The following is a 15949-nucleotide window of genomic DNA, read 5'->3' as shown; positions in this document are numbered from 1 at the left end:
TTTATGCTCCAGAGGTGCGCAGAATGTCGGCGGTCCTCGTGCTGCTGATGCTGCTTGCCGGGTGTGCGACCGGCGTGGCGGAGGCCGAGGTGGCCGAGTCCGCGGTGGTGCGCGCGGTGGCCCGGGTCAAGGTGCTCACCCGGGTGCTGGCCCTGGCCCGCGGCGCCGACCGGCCGCTGCCCACCACGGTGTGGCACCCCGCGGTGCTGACCGGCCGGCACCCGATCCTGTTGTTCAGCCACGGCCTGGGCGGCCTGCCCGCACACTTCACGCCGCTGGCCACCACCTGGGCCGAAGCCGGGTTCGTGGTGGCCGCGCCGGCGTACCCGCACACCAACGCCCGGGTCCGGGTCGACCGGCACGACATACGCAACCAGCCGGCCGATGCCGCGTACGTGCTCGACCGGGTGAAAGCGCTCGACGGCAGCGAGGGTGACCTCTTCGCCGGACATCTGGACGTCGGCCGCGTGGCGGCCGTCGGCTTCTCGGCGGGCGGCACCACCACGCTCGGTATCCTGCGCGCGGGCCACGACCCGGCGCTGCTGGCCGCGGTCTCGATCGCCGGCCGCCGCCCGCTCGCGGAGTTCGGCGGCACCGGCGTCCCGGTCCTGTTCGTGCACGGCGACCGCGACAAGGTGGTGCCCCTCAGCGCGGGCTGGGCGGTCTTCGAGGCGGTGCCGTGGCCGAAGCGTTTCGTGGCCGTACCCGGCGCCGGCCACGGCCAGTACCTCAGGCCCGGCCACCCCGAGTTCCCCCGCGTCGCCGGCCTGATCCTGACTTTCCTGCGCGACCGCCTGGACTCACCCATATGGTCCGAAGTGCCGCCCGTTCGGACGGCTGAGCACGCAGGGTGATCTTGCCTAGGCTGCTCCGGTGCAGCTCACCCACGTAGCAATGGCCGCAGCAGTAACGGTAAGTGTTGCCGGCGTTTCTTACGCAGCGTTGAACCAGGGCGACGCCGAAAAGCGCGCCCGCGAGGTCGCCTCGCGCGCGACCTGCCGCTCGGTCGACGCGGCGATCACGGCCTACGTCGCGGTGTACGCCGAGCCCCCGAAGCGGATCACCGAGCTGACCGGCTGGGTGAAGGGCGACATCTCGGCCTACCGCATCGTCAACGGGGTGGCCGCCGGCCCGGGCTGCTGACCACCACCGCGCTCTTGAAATAATCGAGATTGACGCTAATCACGGTCCGGTCGGTTTGTGCGCGTTGTTTCGGCAGGTGCCGCCTCACTGCCAAGATCTTTTAGGTCCGGGTGGAAGTGCGTGGCCACCAGGTCGGCCATCCCGGCGGCGTCCCGGGAGCCGCCCACCTCGATCACCCGGATGTCGTGCTCGCGGGCCGGCGCACGACGTCGTCGGCGATCAGGCGGTCGCGCTCGAAGCGGTTGCGCTGCGCCGCCTCGGGGTCGCTGACCTGATGCGGTAAGCGGGCGGCCCGGGGCAGTTCGCGCAGCTGGCGCCGGCGGAACCCGGGGGTGGGTACCAGGACGACCATGCGGCGCGGGTCGTCGAGGGTCGGGGCGACCAGGTCGGGACGCAGACCCCAGCCGTCGACCACGACCGGGTGCGGTGAGGTCAGGGCGCGCAGGTCGTCCTGAACCCAGGGGAAGCGCTCGGCGAACGCGGGCGAGGGCCGCGTCGGCCATCTGTGGCGGAGTGCGGGTGACCCAGGACGTCTCGGGGTCGGCGGGTGTCTCACCGCGGCGCCATTGCTGGGCGATGCGGCGGTCCTGCGGACAGTCCCGCCTCCGGTATATCGCGACGCCTAGTACCTAGCGTACTATGTCTCGCATGATAGAGCTTGACGGCGACAGCGAGCGGCAGACGCAGCTGTTGCGCGGGGTGCTCGACATGTGCCTGCTGGCGCTGCTGGCCCGCGATCCCGCGCACGGCTACGAACTCGTGCGCCGGATGGAGACGGCCGGGTTCGGCCCGGTCAGCTACGGCACCATCTATCCGCTGCTCACCCGGATGCGCCGGCTCGGCCTGGTCGCCGACGAGCAGCAGGCCAGCCCGTCCGGGCCCCCGCGCAAGGTGTACGCCCTCACCGACCCCGGCCGGGACCGCCTGGCCGCCTGGCAACAGCAGTGGACGCGGTTCACCGACACCGTCGGCGGCGTCCTCACCTCATCCGACCAGCAATCCCCGGGGAGCTGACACTCGTGGACAGCATCGATGAAGTCCTGGCCACCGCCGACCGGGCCTGGCGCGCCCACGGCGTGAGCCCGGCCGACCGCACCGCCCTGGCCGCCGACCTGCGCCTCGACCTGGACGCCGCCGCCGCGGACGGCGTCACCCCGGAGAGCCTGCTCGGCACCGACGTGCCCGCGTTCGCCCGCCGGCTGGCCGACGAGGCCGGCGTCCACCGCGAACCACCCGACTACCGCCGCCTGCTCGGCGAGGCCCTGATCGCGGTGGCGCTGGGCGGCGTGGCCGGCGCGGTGGTGCTGAAGCTGATGCTGCCGCTGTTCGACTTCATGACCCTCGGCCCCGGCGGCGAGGACTGGCCCGTCCAGGTGGCCCTGGGCATCTACTACGGCGTGCCGGCCGTGGTGGTCGTCGCGGTGGCGCTGACCACGCTGTACTTCCGGCTGCGCGACATGCCCCGGATCGGCGCGACGATCCGCGCGATGGCCGTGCTGGTGCCACTCGCCGGCATCCTGATCACCCCGGTGACGATGGCCTTCGCCTGGACCACGGACTACAGCCAGGCGTCCTACGTGATCTTCGCCGAGGCGTTCATCGTGCTGGCGGCCCTGGCCGGCGCCACGGTGCTGGCCCGCCGCTGGTCCCTGCGCGATTCCCGGCCCCGGGTGGGTGTCTGACGCCGCTCGTAGGTGACCCAGCTGAAGCCGTCGCGCTCCTCGCGGCGGCTCGCACTCCAGCGGGCGGGGTCGATCTCCGGAAAGTAGACGTCCCCCGCCAGCTCGGCGTCGATCTCGGTCATCTCCAGCCGGTCCGCGTGCGGCAACAGCTGCGCATAGATCTCACCCCCGCCGAACCCGATCACGTCCCCGCCCGCGGCCTCGAGTGCCCCGCCGACGGAGTGCACGACGGTGACACCCGCCGGCTGCCAGTCCGTCCGGCGGGTGACCACGATGGTGCGGCGCCCGGCGAGCGGCCGGCCGATGGAGTCGTACGTGCGGCGCCCCATCACCAGGGTGCCGCCCATCGTGAGCCGCCGAACCCGCAGCAGGTCATCCGGATGCCGCCAGGCGAGGTCGCCGTCCCGCCCGATCACCCGGTTCCGGTCCACCGACGCAATCAACATCACCGTCATGCCGCCATGATGCTGCCGGCCCGCACCGGCCCGGGAAGCGGGGATCCCGGTGCCGCCACCCCCGCCGGGAGGCCGAAGGCGGTACCGCGCAACCACCGCACGCGCCAAGGTGTGACGATCTGCTGTCCGGGAGGCGCAGCAGATCGACAAGATCCGGGAAGCGCACGCCCGGCTTGGGCGATTTGGTCCTTATCTCCCGCGCCAGCGCCGAATGGTGGGACTGTCGGCCACGTCTCGGGACGACGGACGCCCGAGATCGACGTGTCGGCGATCTAGGGTCCGTCGACCTTCGCCGTCGTTCGTTTCTGCGCCATCCACCGCTGATTCGCCGTCTGGGCGGCGGCGCGGCTTTTGTCCGGGCACGGCGGGCCGAAATCAATTGCCTCGAGGGAGCATGCAGCCCGGCGGCGGCGGGAAGCGTGAAAAGTGGGTGACATCGGGGTGGAAGCGGGTGGGTGGCAACCGCGGGCGGGCAGGATGGCGGCGTGGAGAGTGACCTTCAGCTGGCTCAGCGGGCGGTGCTTACCGGGGCGGCGGTGGCGTTGCCGCACTTTGCGGCCCTGGCGGAACTGCCCACCGAGCTCAAGGCGGACGGCAGTGTGGTCACCGCGGCCGACCGGGCGGTGGAGACGGCGATCCGGGACGTGCTCGCGGCCGGGCGGCCGCATGACGCGGTGCTGGGGGAGGAGCACGGGGAGACCTCGGGGCCGGATGCGTCGCGGCGGTGGATCGTCGACCCCATCGACGGGACGGCGCTGTTCGTGGCGGGGGATGAGCGGTGGCTCATCCTGCTGGCGCTGGAGGAGGACGGGGAAATCGTGCTCGGCGTGGCGGCGCACCCGGCGCAGGGAAGTATCTGGTGGGCCACCCGTGGGGGCGGGGCCTTCGAGGGGCGGGTCATCGGGGGACGGGTGGTGGCCGGGACCTCGATCCGGGTAGGCCCGGCGGGATCGGACGAGGTTGCCGGGAGCCGGTTCTCGGCGGTGCCGGCCGACTGGGCGCCCGAACTCGTGCGGCCGGTCGAGGCGCTGACGCCGAAGCTGCCGTGGGACGTGCACCCGGCGCTGATGGTGGCGCGCGGGGATCTCGACATCGCGTTGCAGACCGGTGGGCAGATCTGGGACTTCGCGCCCACCTCGCTGATCGTGACCGAGGCGGGCGGGTCGTACAGCCGGCTGGACGGAACGCCGCGGCCTGGGCCGGGTGCGTCGATCTATGCGCGCGGGGACGCGATCCGGCGGCGGGCGCTGGAGACGATCGGGGCGCTACACCCGCTGTAGCGCGCGGTCGCGGCGGCCGGCCAGGGTGGAGCCCGACTCGCGGCGGGCCATCCGGCGCAGCACCGCCGGGGCCACCAGCAGGCCCAGCACGGCCCACGCACCCAGCACGCCGGCCATCTCGGCGTGCCGCCACGAGTCGCCGATCTCGACCACCACCGAGGACGGCGGCAGCAGCGCCGATCGCATGCCCAGGCCCAGCCAGTAGACCGGGAACACCTGGGCCAGGCCCTGCAGCCAGCCGGGCAGCACCGTGATCGGGTAGAAGATGCCGGAGACCGCGATCACCGCCAGGACCGGCAAGGTCAAAAAGCTCTGGCCGCGTACGGTCGAAATCGCCGAGCCCAGCACCGCGCCCGCCGGAAGCGTCGCGGCGAGGCCGAGCGCCAGGACGGCCAGCAGCGTGAACCAGGTCTCCGGGCGGCCGGTCGCCAGGCCGTCGATCAGGAAGAGTGCCGGGATCAGAAAGATCGCCAGGTCGATCAGCAGGCCGCCGGAGACCGCGATGAGCTTGCCGGTCAGGTAGCCGGTGATGCCGTGCGGCATGGCCCGGGCGCGCAGCAGCGTGCCGTCCTCGCGGTCGGCGGTCAGCTGCTGGCTCATCGACATCATGGCCATCGCCGCGTTCATGCCGAGGATGCCGGGCAGCGCCAGGGCCGCCAGCGGGAAGCCGCCGAAGTCGCGGTCGCGCAGGAACCACAGCGTGACCAGCATGAGCACCGGCCAGAAGAAGTGGTTGAACAGGTCGCCGCCGTTGGTGACCGACTGCCGCAACTCGATCAGGCCGCGGGACCGGCCCGCGCGCAGTGCCCGGGTCATGCCGCCCGTCCTTCCGCCTTGTGCACCAGTGCCAGATAGGTGTCCTCCAGCGACGCCCGGCGGACCTCCAGGTCGCGCAGGGCGTCGCCGTGATCGCGGTAGAGGTCGTGCACCAGGCGGGCCGGCTCCTCAGTGGGCCGGGCGAACCGCTCGCCGCGCAGCGACCAGCGCACCTCGTCGCGGCCGGCGATCCGGCGGGACAGTTCGGCGGCGGTGCCGTCGCCGACGATCCGGCCGCCGTCGAGCACCAGGATGCGGCCGGCCAGCCGTTCCGCCTCGTCCAGGTCGTGCGTGGTGAGCAGGATCGTGGTGCCGTGCTCGGCGGCCAGCCCGCGGACCAGGTCGTGGAAGTCGCGGCGGGCCTCCGGGTCGAAACCGGTGGTCGGCTCGTCCAGGAACAGCACGTCGGGCCGGCCCACGATGCCGATCGCCACGTCCAGCCGGCGGCGCTGGCCGCCGGACAGGGTGCGGACCTTGCGGTCGGTGAGACCGACGGCGGCCATCAGGGCGTCCGGGTCCCAGGGACCCGGGTAGTAGGCGGCCATCTGCGCGAGCAACTCGCGGACCCGCCACTTGCCGTGGTCGCGCCAGGACTGGAGCACCACGCCGACCCGGGCCCGCCAGTCCTCGCCGGCCGTCGCCGGGTCGGCGCCGAGCACCGCGACCCGGCCGGCTGAGCGGAGCCGGAAACCCTCGAGGATCTCGACCGTGGTGGTCTTGCCGGCGCCGTTCGGACCCAGCAGGGCCAGCACCTCGCCGGGCTCGGCCCGGAAGCTGACGCCGTGCAGGACGTCTGTGCTGCCGTAGCGCATCCGCAGGTCGTCGACGTCGATGGCGAGGTCACCCGGCATCGGTGACCTCCTGACGTACGCCGTCGGCCAGGCCGTCCCGGTCCACGCCGGCCAGTTCGAGCGCCCGCGGCACCGTGCCGACCGGGGTCAGCACCACGCCGAGCAGGACGTGCGGCGGCCGGCAGTCACGCTTGCGGGGCACCGCTTGCAGGCCCCGGTCGATCGCGGCCCGGGCGGTGGCGCCCAGCTTGGGGTTGCCCTCGGGGGCGGCCGGCGTGGGCAGGGCGCCGTCCAGGTGCACGCCGGCGGCGGCCAGGCTGTGGGTCAGTTCGCGGTCGAGCGCCCGGCGGACCGCGGCGTGGTCGAGCCCGGCCGCGGCCAGGGCCGGCGACGTGCCGTCCCGGGCGATGGCCAGCAGCAGGTGGTGTGCCTCGACGGTGCCCGAGCCGTCGGCCGTGGCCTCGCCGGCCGCGGCCGTGATGATCCGGTGCAGGTAGTGGTCGAAATCGCTCATCCCGAGCGCCTCCTCAGCGTGACGCCCGCGGCGATGAGCCGCTTCGCGTGCTTCTTGTAGACCGCCTGGCGGGTCACGCCCAGCGCCTCGGCCACCTGTGGCCAGCCCCAGCCGGCCCGCATGGCCTCCTCGACGGCGGCGTCCTCGAGCCCGTCGGCCAGGCGGCGCAGCGCACCCACGGCCGCGAGCCGGTCGGCGACCTCGCCCGTGGCGGGAATCTCCAACGACATGTAAGCAACCGTAGTTGCTTACATGTCGGATAGTCAACCCGAGTTGCTTACGGTCCGAGGCTGGCGTTGCGGAAGTAGAAGAAGGCGAAGACGGCGGTGAGAGACAGCGCGATACCGACGATGCCGAAGATCCGCCCGATCAGGGCGAGCGTCACGCCCGTTCCGGCGCCGCGGCTGGAGATCACCGCGAGCACGCCGAGGATGCCGCCGATCGCGCAGAACGACAGCGGCACCGAGGCGATCCCCAGAATCAGGGCTATCCGACCGGCCGCGCGCGGTTCTGCGGGAGCCGCCCGGGCGCCCCAGGCATAGGCCGGCGGCAGATCGGACACCTGAAAACTCAGCTCGGAGGCGTACGTGGCGGTGCCGACCGCGGCCACCCGGGCGTCGTAGTCGCCGACCGGCAGCAGCCCGGCCTCGTAGGCGTTCCCGAGCAGACCGAGCACCTGGGTCCGCTCGGCGTGCCCGACCCGTTGGTCGCGCCCCATGCCCGGCAAGGTAACCCGGCGGCCGGTGCCGCCGTGGCGTTTCGGGTCAGATCGGGGCGTGCAGGGTGATCGTGGTCCAGGCGCCCACGTGCACCTGGTCGCCGTCCTTCAGCGCGCGGGTCTCGCCGGCGGTCAGCGGCCGCTGCTCGTCGTTGAGCCAGGTGCCGTTCGTCGAGCCCAGGTCGGACACCAGCCAGGCGCCGTCCACGCTCAGCGTCAGCAGCGCGTGGCTGTGCGACACCCCGGGATCCGTGTCGGCCAGGTCGATCTCGGGGTGGGTGCCCTTGGAGACGCTGCGGCGGCCGATGCGCACCTGCGGTGCCGGCAGCTCGGCCGTGCGCGAGGGCGTGTCGGCCGGGAACTCGACGCCCTCGATCGCGTTGTCCTCGAAGTACTTGCGGTCGACCGCGATCGTGGCGGTCCACCGGCCGGCCGGTGCCGGTACGGCGGCGGGCGGGTCCAGCGTGGGCACCCGGCCGGTGTGGTGGTCGTAGCCGCAGTCCTCGCAGAACCGGCCCTCGCCGGCGCGCGGCGCGCCGCAGTGCGGGCAGGGCCGGGCCGGCGGGGCCGGTGCGGCCGGGGCGGCGACAGTGACCGGGCCGCCGATCTTGGCGCCGCACTCGTCACAGAAGTCGTCGGTCGCCGAGGCGTGCCCGCGGGGACAGGTGTAGGTCGTCACTGCGCCCGCCCGACCCGGACGGTCTTGGTGGACCGGGTGTCCAGGGCCATCTCGTCGGCCGCGTCCACCTTGCGCCGCAACCGGACCGTGCCGGTCGCCGGGTCCTCGATGTCGACCACGGTGGCCAGCAGTTCCTCGGTGGCGGTGTTGCCGCTCGCGTGCGCCAGCTGGGCGGCCCGGCCGAACTTGAGGGTCGCGGTCCGGTCGTCGCCGGCCTTGCGTGCCTCGATGCCGGCCTGGATCGCCTCGGCCAGCTCGGCCTGCCCGGTGTAGTGCGCCACCTGCCGGTTGATCCGGGTGGACAGCGCGGTGTCGTCGGTCCACACGGCACGGATCAGGGCCTGCGCGTGCACCTGGTCGTCCTCCACCACGGACACCCGGGCGGCGAGCATCTCGTCGCCGGACGAGCCGGGCGCGACGTCGACGCAGACGTGGTAGTCGCGGCTCTCGGCGCCCCACGAGCCCAGCGGGTAGCGGCCGGCTCGCGGACCGTCCGGGACGCGCTTTCCGGTCAGGTCGGTCACCTCGGGCTCGACCTGCTTGACGAACCGGACCGAGGAGTTCACCGGCGTCCACAGCTTGAGCTGCACGTCCGCGCTGGTCTTGCCCATCGCCTTGGTCATCATCTCCTCGAACGCGACGATCAGCCCGGCCGGCTGGGCCACGATGTCGACGGTGCCCAGCAGGGCGTCGGCGATCTTGCGGAGCTCGGCGACCTTCCAGTTGACCCCGACGCCCCGGCAGTCGCAGGTGAACCTCCCGCCGATGGTGGACAGCACGCTCTCCAGATAGCCGTGGCGTTCGCCGTTGTCGCCGTCGGTGAGCAGGATGGCGTGCGCGATGTCGCCCGGCCGCTGCGCGAACAGCTGGGCGGCCAGCAGCAGCCAGGCGCCCATCGCGGTGCCGCCGCTGGCCTGCAACCGGTCGATCGAGCGGACCGCCTCGGCCCGGGTCGCGCCGGACGCCACGGCCAACTGGCCGGGCGCCGGGAACAGCTGCTGCGCGGTGCTCACCCCGGCGATGATCGCGAAGTGCACGCCGTCGTCGATGCACTCGACCGCGGCCTTGGCCGCCTGCCGGGCCGCCTGGATGCGCCCCTCGGCCTGCATCGAGCCGGACGCGTCGACGATGATGATCTCGGTGGCCCCGGCGGTGCGCCGGCCGCCCGCGGAGCCGGAGGAGGTGACCGTCACGATCGCGTTGACCTCGGTCGCGCCCAGGGCGAGGAACTCGTTCTGGAAGGCCTCGGCGGAATACGGCATTCCTACTCCTTGACGGGTTGTACGGGCACCAGAGCCACGGTGATGTTGTCGCCACCGCCCGCCGCGTTCGCGAAGTCGACGAGTCCGCGGGCGGCCTCGATCAGCGTGGCGTCCGGGCGCAAGTGCTCGCGGAGCAGCAGCGTGAAGTCCTCCGGGTCCGGCAGGTAGTTCCACAGGCCGTCGCTGCACAGGATCAGGCAACCCGGCCCGACCACGGTGAACGCGCCGGTCCGGGGCAGGATCGGGGCGGCGTCCGCGCCCAGCCAGGCGGTGATCGCGTGCGCCTTCGGGTCGCGCATCGCCTCCTGCGGGTCGGCGCCCATCGCGATCGCGTGGGTGGCCCACGAGTCGTCCTCGGTGAGCTGCTCGGCCACGCCCTCGTCGGGCAGCCAGTAGGCCCGGCTGTCGCCCACCCAGCCGATGTTGATGTCCGCGCCGCGCACGGTGGCGGTCACGATCGTGCACGCCGGGTTCGAGGCCTCCCGCCGCGGGTCGCCGTTGCGGGCCAGTTCGGCCACCGCCGACTTGGCCGACAGGATCGCCGAGCCGACGTCCGGCGACAGCGCCAGCCGGGCGCCGGCCTCGTTCGCCGCGGTCTCCGAGGCGACATCCGGGTCGAACGACGCCGAGACGCCGTCGCAGATCACCAGGTCGACGTCGGTGCCGCGGACGGCCAGCCACATGGCGTCCTCGTTGCGGTGGTGCCGCTGGCCCCGGTCGGTCACCCCGGCGGCTACCGCGCCGCAGTCCGTCTCCAGGTGGTCGCGCGGCCGGCCGGCCAGCATCCCGCACTGCTCGCAGTACCCGTCGGCGTCCGCCGGCGCTGCCGCACCGCAGTGCGGGCAGGGTGGGCCGGCCGCCTCCTCGGCCAGTTGCCGGCCGCAGGCCTCGCAGAAGGCCGCGCCGGCCGCGCGCTCGTCGGCGCACGAGGCGCAGTCGGTCATCGTCATCGTGCCTCGTTCCTGTTCATGTCCGCGTCCTCGGCCGGGACGCGTTCGCGAGATCCACCAGGCGGATCTTCTCGGCTCCGTGTGCCGCCTGTGCCATCTCGCGATAGGCGCTTTCCAGGGCGAACCGGATGTCACGTTCCCCGATCTCGCCGCGCCGGGTGCTGCCGAGCACCGTGGCGGGCAGCAGCACCCTACCCCCGGCCACCGACCGCAGCGCCTCCTCCAGCAGTTCGGCCCGCAGCGCCGCGAGCTGTGCCGCCTCGACCTCCAGCCGCTCGATCAGCGCGGCCGCCGCGGCCAGCGAGCTCACGTCGGACCGCGACGACGGGTGCGACTGCACCAGCGCCCGCACGGCCCCGACCTGCGAGGTCCGGTACGCCGAGGAGGTGCCCGGCACCCTGTTCCACGCCTCCACGGCCCCGCTGCGGTCACCCGCGCCGAGCCGGCACCGGGCCAGTCCGGCCGCCGCCGTGGTGAACGCGGGGTCGGTGCGGCTCACCACGTCGTAGTAGCCGGCCGCGGCCGGGTCGCCGGCCAGTTCCAGGGCGAGGCCCAGGGCCAGCTGCGGGGCCAGCTCACCGGGCAGTGCCGACCAGACCGCGTCGAACCGCTGCCGGGCCACCTCGTGCGCGCCGGTGGCCAGCGCGATCAGGCCGTCGTACCAGGCCACCCGCCAGTCCGCGGCGTCGCCGGCGAGCAACTCGTCGCGGGCCCGGAAGGCGTCGTCGAACCGGCCGCTGCGGGCGCCCAGGTCGATCTGCGCCCGCAACGCGCGCAGCCGGACCTCGACGGTGTCCGCCGGCGCGGTCCGCAGCAGCGCCAGCACCTGCGCGGGGTCGGTGACCGTGACGGTGACCAGGAACGCGGCGGCCGGGTCGGTGAGGTCGACGAGCGGGGCGGGCAGGTCCTGCCAGCGCGGATCGTCGGCCCTCAGGTCGGTGCGCAGCTCGCCGGTGAACAGCCGGGAGGTGGCCGGCCGCGGCTGGCCGTCGGCGGCCAGCACCTGGCGCAGCACGCCGAGCATCTGCTCGGTCATCTCGGCGGCGTCCACGAACCGCTCGCGCGGATCGATCCGGGTGGCCCGCAGCAGCAGCCGGTAGTACGACTCGTGCCGGCGGTACACCTCGAATTCGTCGCGATCCGGCAGGGTGTCCTTGAACGTGCTCTGGTAGCCGCGGAAGTCGGTGGTCAGCACCGCCAGGGTGCGGCCGATGGTGAACACGTCGGACGCGATCGACGGCCCCTCGGTGGCCATCTCGGGCGCCTGGTAGCCGACCGTGCCGTAGATCGCGGCGTCCAGGTCGTCGACGTGCACCACGCCGCCCAGGTCGATGAGCCTCATCTGGTCGCCGGACTGGATCACGTTGTCCGGCTTGAAGTCGCAGAAGATCAGGCCCCGGTCGTGCAGGTAGCCGAACGCCGGCATGATCTCGAGCACGAACGCGAGCGCCTGGTCGGCCGGCAGCGGATCGGGCTTGCCGCCGGCCGCCGCCCGCCGCTCCTTGAGCATGTCCTTGAGCGACTGCCCGCCGACGTACTCCATCACGATGTAGCCGGCGCCGTCGTGCTCCACGAAGTTGTAGATCTTGACGATGTTCGGGTGCTCGACCTCGGCCAGGAACCGCCGCTCGGCCACCGCGGCGGCCAGCGCATCCTCGTCGCCCGCGTTGAGCAGGCCCTTGAGCACCACCCAGCGGTCCGAGACGTTCTTGTCGACGGCCAGGTAGATCCAGCCGAGGCCGCCGTGCGCCAGCGCGCCGACCACCTCGTACTGCCCGCCGACCAGGTCGCCCTTGCCGAGTTTCGGGGTGAAGTTGAACGCCTCGCCGCAGGACGGGCAGAAGCCGGCGGTGCGTCCGGTGCGTTCGCCGCGGGACCGGCCGACCGGGTTGGCGCACTTGGCGCAGTACCGCTTCGCCTCGGGCACCTCGGCCCGGGTCATCACCGCGGTGGCGGGGTCGGCCTGCACCACCGGCGCGACGTCGACCAGGCCACCGCCGAAGCGGCGGCGGGACGCGGTGCGGGCGCTCCGCCCGGAGCCGCTGGCAGCGGTACGGATGGAGAGCGAAGGGGCGGTTTCCGTCTTTTTCGCCGCGGGCGCCATCCCGCAGGTGTCGCAGTAGCCGTCCTCGATCGTCCCGGGGCAGTCCCGTTCGCACCTCATCGGCCGTCCCTCGCGATCGTGGCGGTGAGCGCATCCTGGTAGGCGTCGACGGCGGCCCGCGCCGCTTGCAGGTCGCACGGCGCCGTGTAGAGCGCGGTGCGGGCGGCCTCGGCCAGCGCGGACAGCCCGGCGGTCTCGGCCAGGCCGCGGCGCAGCGCCTTGGCCTGATAGGCGTCCAGCCGGCCGCGCAGCTCGTTGCGGTCGGTCAGCAGCCCGGCGTTGCGGGCCGCCGCGGTGTCCAGCGCGGCCAGCCGCTCCCGGGCCCGCCTGGTCCAGTCGGCCAGCCGCGGGCTGATCAGCGCCCACTGCCCGGCGGCGGCGAGCGCGTCCACGGCGGCCAGGTCAGGCCGCAGGTCGCCGCCGCGTACCGTGATCAGGTCCTGCTCGCGGAACCGGTCGGCCGCGGCCTGCCGGGCGGCGTCGGCGGCGCGCTGGGCCTCGGCTATCCGGCCGGCGAGCGCGTGCGCGTCGGCCAGCCGCTGGCCGAGCGCCGCCCTGAGCTCGGCGGCGGACGTGCGCTCGGCGTCCGCCCGGGCCACCAGATCCCGTACGGCGACCAGATCGTGCTCGTCGGCGGCGAGCGGGTCGGTGGCCAGCGTCGCGGTGAACATCCGCAGCCGCCGGTCGGCCTCGTCGACGGTGCGGGTGCTGCCGCCACCGGCCCGGACCAGCGCCCGCACGTGCTCGACGGACGCGGTCGCGTCGGCGGCGGCCGGCAGCAGCCGGTGCCAGATCTCGCCCGCCCGGGTCGCCACACCGGCCGCGGTGGCGAACGCAGCCTCCATGGCGGACAGCAGCTCGGCGGGGGAGCAGGTGGTGTGCACCTGGCCGGCGCCGAGCAGCCCGCGCTGGGCCAGCGGCACCGTGGTGGTGGACAGGTGCACCGACCGGCCGAGCACCTCGTGCACGAACGCGGCCCGGTCGGCGTCGCTGAGCCGGCGCCGGTCGCGCAGCGCGCGGGCCCGGGCGATCAGCTCGGTCAGCGTGCGGTACCCGTCCCACAGCTGGGCCAGCGACTCGGCGGCGTCCTGCCAGGCCGCGGCCGTCCGGCCGGTCAGCCGGGTCCGGTCGAGGTCCTTGCGGGCCGGGTTGTCGTCCAGGTCGACCAGGTTGGCCGCGATGGCGGTCATCGCGGTCTCCAGGCGCTGCAGCTCGGCGTCGGCCGGCGCGATCGAGGGGGCGGTCATCGGTACTCGGCCGCGGGCGGCGCGGGCGCCGGGCCGAACTCGCCCAGCCATTTCTCGTACGTGGCCTTCCAGGTGCCGTCGGCCCGGCTGCGCTCCAGGACGGCGTTGACGAACCGGGTGAACTCGGGGTGGTCCTGCGACATGGCCATGCCGTAGGGCTCCTCGGTGAACTTGGGGCCGATCACCTTGGCGTACGGGTCCTGGGCCGCCATCCCGGCCAGGATGGTGTCGTCGGTGGAGATCGCGTCCACCTCGTTCTGCTGGAACGCCACCAGGCAGTCGCCGAACGCGGGCTTGGCCACCGCCACCGGCGCGGGCTGGCTGCGCACCGTGGCGATGTTGTCGTACGACGTGGAGCCGGCCGCGGCGCACACCTTCTTGCCGCCCAGGTCCTCGATGGACTTCGCGGGCGAGTCGGTGGACACCAGGACCTTCTGGCCGGCCTCGTAGTAGACGGTGGAGAAGTGGACGTCCGCCCACCGCTCGCAGTTCGCCGTCATGGTGTCCGCGACGAGGTCGACGCTGCCGTCGCGGGCGGCGCTGACCCGCTCGTCGTACCCGATGACCTTGATCTGGATCTTGTCGGGGTTGCCGAAGATCGCCGCCGCCACCTGCCGGCCCATGTCCACGTCGAAGCCCTCGACCTTGCCGGTGAACGGGTTGCGCGAGCTGAACAACAGGGTGTCCTGGCTGGTGCCGAGGATCAGCCGCCCGCGCTTCTGGATCTCGGCCATCCAGCTGCCGGCCGGCATCCGGCCCGGTTTCGGCAGCGCGCCGGATGGTCGGAGGCTGGCGCGCGGGTTGCAGGCGGTGTCCGGTGCCTTGGTCGCCGGTGACGTGGCGGTCGCGGTGGGCGGGCCGGTCGGCGCGGGCAGCGGCGACGAATCGCCGGAACAACCGGCCACGGCGAGGACCAGTGCAACGGCCACGACATATCGGGTACGCGCCATCAGCGGTACTCCTCGAGCCGGGCCCGGATGCCGGCCGCGGCCAGCACGCAGACCGCCAGGGCCAGCAGCGGGACCAGCACGGTGAGCAGGCCCAGGCCGCGCCCGGCGGTGCCGATCTCCGCCGTGAAGGCCGCCTTGCGCCCCTCCAGTGCGGTCGCGATCTCGGCGGTGAGCGTCTCGAACGCCTCCGTCGTCTGGTCGCCGATGGCCAGCTTGACCGCGGCGTCGTAGTCACCGTTCTTGTCCAGCTCGCGCACGGTCTCGTGGGTTTCGAGGTAGGTCTGGTGCGCGCCGCGCGCCTTGGTGGTGAGGTATTCGTTGCCCAGCGCGGTGCCCACGCTCGCCCGGGCGTCCTCAAAGTCTTTGTCGTACGCGGCGCCGCCGCCCCGGGCGGCCAGCGTGAGCGCCTCGTCGCCGCGCTCGCGCAGCACCAGGATGCGGACCTCGGCCAGCGCGGAGGCGGGCTGCGAACCGGTGGTGCCGGCCCGGTTGAGGTGGGTGCTCTGGTTGCTCAGCACGATCAGGCTGCCGAGGGCCAGCAGCGCGGTCAGCACGGTGGCGCCGACCAGCGGCACGTTGAACGTCCGCTTGGTCGTCAGGCTGAGGTGAGCCTGGGTCAGCAGCAGGGCCGCCAGCAGGCCGGCCACCAGCACCGTGAGCAGGAGGCGCCAGCCGGCGCCGGTGGCGTCGTCGTAGCCGCCGGCGACCTCGTCCTGTGCGCCCCGGAACAACGCCTGCGCCTGCGGCAGCAGCACATCGCGGTTGAGTGCCGAGGCGGAGGAAAGGTACGACGCGCCGACCGGCAGCCCCTGCCGGTTGACCGCGCGGGCCGTGGCCACCAGCGCCGCGTAGCGGGCCACTCCGTTCGCGAGGACCTCGATGGACGCGGCGGCCGGGCTGCCCTCGGGGGTCCGGCGGGCCGCGGACGCCAGCGCGGTGGTGGCCCGGGTGAGGGCGTCGTCGTAGCGCCGGGTCAGCGCGGCCGGTTCGAGGCCGCCGGCCAGGAACGCCTGCGCCGCGGTGGTGTCGGCCTCGGCCAGCCCCGAGTAGATCGCCTCGGCCTCGACCAGCAGCGGCTGCGCGCGGTTGCCCAGGTCACTGGTGGCGGACCCGGCCGAGTAGCCGGTGAGCCCGCCGACCAGGCCGGTGAGCAGGCCCAGGGTGAGCAGCGCGGCGAGCGCGAGCTGGAGACGGCCCGGTGACGTGTGCCGCAGGGCGCGCAGCCGGCGGAACAGGCCGCCCCGCTCCGGCCGCAGGACCTGCGCGTCCGGCCGCTGCGTGCCCGGTAGCCGGGTATCCGGTTGCTGCCTGCCCGGTTGAGGCCGGGCCGCCAAAGCTGTACTCAAGCTTCCTCCGTC

At 73.5% G+C, this 15949-nt stretch carries 19 protein-coding genes; 5 read left to right on the top strand and 14 right to left on the bottom strand.

All coding sequences use genetic code 11. The features are described 5' to 3' along the window. Positions 1-23 precede the first annotated feature (23 nt). Positions 24-854 (top strand): alpha/beta hydrolase family protein, encoded by an 831-nt coding sequence (locus tag Ari01nite_RS23985; protein WP_239162972.1) that lies wholly within the window; start codon positions 24-26, stop codon positions 852-854. Positions 855-873: 19 nt separating this feature from the next. After that, positions 874-1143, top strand: coding sequence for a hypothetical protein (locus Ari01nite_RS23980; protein ID WP_239162971.1), 270 nt, complete (start codon positions 874-876; stop codon positions 1141-1143). 172 nt (positions 1144-1315) lie between these two features. Here the strand turns inward: Ari01nite_RS23980 and Ari01nite_RS23975 are convergent, their stop codons facing one another. Next, positions 1316-1558, bottom strand: coding sequence for a hypothetical protein (locus Ari01nite_RS23975; RefSeq protein ID WP_203784169.1), 243 nt, complete (start codon positions 1556-1558; stop codon positions 1316-1318). Between the two features lie 233 nt (positions 1559-1791). Here Ari01nite_RS23975 and Ari01nite_RS23970 point away from each other — a divergent pair, with 233 nt between their 5' ends. Further along, positions 1792-2157, top strand: a complete 366-nt coding sequence (locus tag Ari01nite_RS23970; RefSeq protein ID WP_203784167.1) for a PadR family transcriptional regulator — start codon at positions 1792-1794, stop codon at positions 2155-2157. Positions 2158-2162: 5 nt separating this feature from the next. Continuing rightward, positions 2163-2825 carry a hypothetical protein gene (locus Ari01nite_RS23965; RefSeq protein ID WP_203784165.1) on the top strand — a complete coding sequence of 221 codons (663 nt, stop codon included), beginning with the start codon at positions 2163-2165 and terminating at the stop codon, positions 2823-2825. Here Ari01nite_RS23965 and Ari01nite_RS23960 read toward each other — a convergent pair. Beyond that, positions 2717-3280: a dihydrofolate reductase gene (locus Ari01nite_RS23960; protein ID WP_203784164.1), complete on the bottom strand. Its 564-nt coding sequence runs from the start codon at positions 3278-3280 to the stop codon at positions 2717-2719. The two genes, Ari01nite_RS23965 and Ari01nite_RS23960, sit on opposite strands and share 109 nt — an antisense overlap. 485 nt (positions 3281-3765) lie before the next feature. Between Ari01nite_RS23960 and Ari01nite_RS23955 the strand changes: the two genes are divergently transcribed. Continuing rightward, positions 3766-4560, top strand: a complete 795-nt coding sequence (locus tag Ari01nite_RS23955; RefSeq protein WP_203784163.1) for an inositol monophosphatase family protein — start codon at positions 3766-3768, stop codon at positions 4558-4560. Here Ari01nite_RS23955 and Ari01nite_RS23950 read toward each other — a convergent pair. Genes Ari01nite_RS23950 through Ari01nite_RS23895 form a run of 12 tightly spaced genes read right to left on the bottom strand, consistent with a single transcriptional unit; the run spans position 4546 to position 15937 of the window. Then, positions 4546-5376, bottom strand: coding sequence for an ABC transporter permease (locus Ari01nite_RS23950; protein WP_203784162.1), 831 nt, complete (start codon positions 5374-5376; stop codon positions 4546-4548). The two genes, Ari01nite_RS23955 and Ari01nite_RS23950, sit on opposite strands and share 15 nt — an antisense overlap. Next, positions 5373-6227 (bottom strand): ABC transporter ATP-binding protein, encoded by an 855-nt coding sequence (locus Ari01nite_RS23945; protein WP_239162970.1) that lies wholly within the window; start codon positions 6225-6227, stop codon positions 5373-5375. Before Ari01nite_RS23945 ends, Ari01nite_RS23950 begins: the two co-directional genes overlap by 4 nt. After that, positions 6217-6681, bottom strand: a complete 465-nt coding sequence (locus tag Ari01nite_RS23940; protein WP_203784161.1) for a Clp protease N-terminal domain-containing protein — start codon at positions 6679-6681, stop codon at positions 6217-6219. The genes Ari01nite_RS23945 and Ari01nite_RS23940 overlap by 11 nt, the downstream gene beginning before the upstream one ends. Further along, positions 6678-6911 carry a hypothetical protein gene (locus Ari01nite_RS23935; RefSeq protein WP_203784160.1) on the bottom strand — a complete coding sequence of 78 codons (234 nt, stop codon included), beginning with the start codon at positions 6909-6911 and terminating at the stop codon, positions 6678-6680. The genes Ari01nite_RS23940 and Ari01nite_RS23935 overlap by 4 nt, the downstream gene beginning before the upstream one ends. 47 nt (positions 6912-6958) lie before the next feature. After that, a complete protein-coding gene (locus tag Ari01nite_RS23930) occupies positions 6959-7399 on the bottom strand; it encodes a DUF1707 SHOCT-like domain-containing protein (RefSeq protein WP_203784158.1) in 441 nt (146 codons plus the stop codon). A 46-nt stretch (positions 7400-7445) separates the two neighbouring features. Beyond that, the gene (locus Ari01nite_RS23925) at positions 7446-8078 is read right to left on the bottom strand and encodes an FHA domain-containing protein (protein ID WP_203784156.1); all 633 of its coding nucleotides are present in this window, start codon (positions 8076-8078) and stop codon (positions 7446-7448) included. Continuing rightward, on the bottom strand, positions 8075-9340 hold the full coding sequence (locus Ari01nite_RS23920) for a vWA domain-containing protein (protein WP_203784154.1): 1266 nt from the start codon (positions 9338-9340) through the stop codon (positions 8075-8077). The genes Ari01nite_RS23925 and Ari01nite_RS23920 overlap by 4 nt, the downstream gene beginning before the upstream one ends. A gap of 2 nt (positions 9341-9342) precedes the next feature. Next, positions 9343-10290, bottom strand: coding sequence for a PP2C family protein-serine/threonine phosphatase (locus Ari01nite_RS23915; RefSeq protein WP_203784152.1), 948 nt, complete (start codon positions 10288-10290; stop codon positions 9343-9345). A 16-nt stretch (positions 10291-10306) separates the two neighbouring features. Further along, positions 10307-12454 carry a serine/threonine-protein kinase gene (locus Ari01nite_RS23910; protein ID WP_203784150.1) on the bottom strand — a complete coding sequence of 716 codons (2148 nt, stop codon included), beginning with the start codon at positions 12452-12454 and terminating at the stop codon, positions 10307-10309. Continuing rightward, on the bottom strand, positions 12451-13641 hold the full coding sequence (locus Ari01nite_RS23905; RefSeq protein ID WP_203784149.1) for a hypothetical protein: 1191 nt from the start codon (positions 13639-13641) through the stop codon (positions 12451-12453). The genes Ari01nite_RS23910 and Ari01nite_RS23905 overlap by 4 nt, the downstream gene beginning before the upstream one ends. After that, on the bottom strand, positions 13638-14591 hold the full coding sequence (locus Ari01nite_RS23900; protein ID WP_203784148.1) for a glutamate ABC transporter substrate-binding protein: 954 nt from the start codon (positions 14589-14591) through the stop codon (positions 13638-13640). Before Ari01nite_RS23900 ends, Ari01nite_RS23905 begins: the two co-directional genes overlap by 4 nt. After that, positions 14591-15937, bottom strand: a complete 1347-nt coding sequence (locus Ari01nite_RS23895; RefSeq protein WP_239162969.1) for a GlnX family signal transduction membrane protein — start codon at positions 15935-15937, stop codon at positions 14591-14593. The genes Ari01nite_RS23900 and Ari01nite_RS23895 overlap by 1 nt, the downstream gene beginning before the upstream one ends. Positions 15938-15949 lie beyond the last annotated feature (12 nt).

The organism is Paractinoplanes rishiriensis, assembly GCF_016862375.1.
GTDB lineage: Bacteria > Actinomycetota > Actinomycetes > Mycobacteriales > Micromonosporaceae > Actinoplanes > Actinoplanes rishiriensis.
Note: the sequence above shows the minus strand (reverse complement) of the source record. Positions and strands in the feature narration are given on the sequence as shown.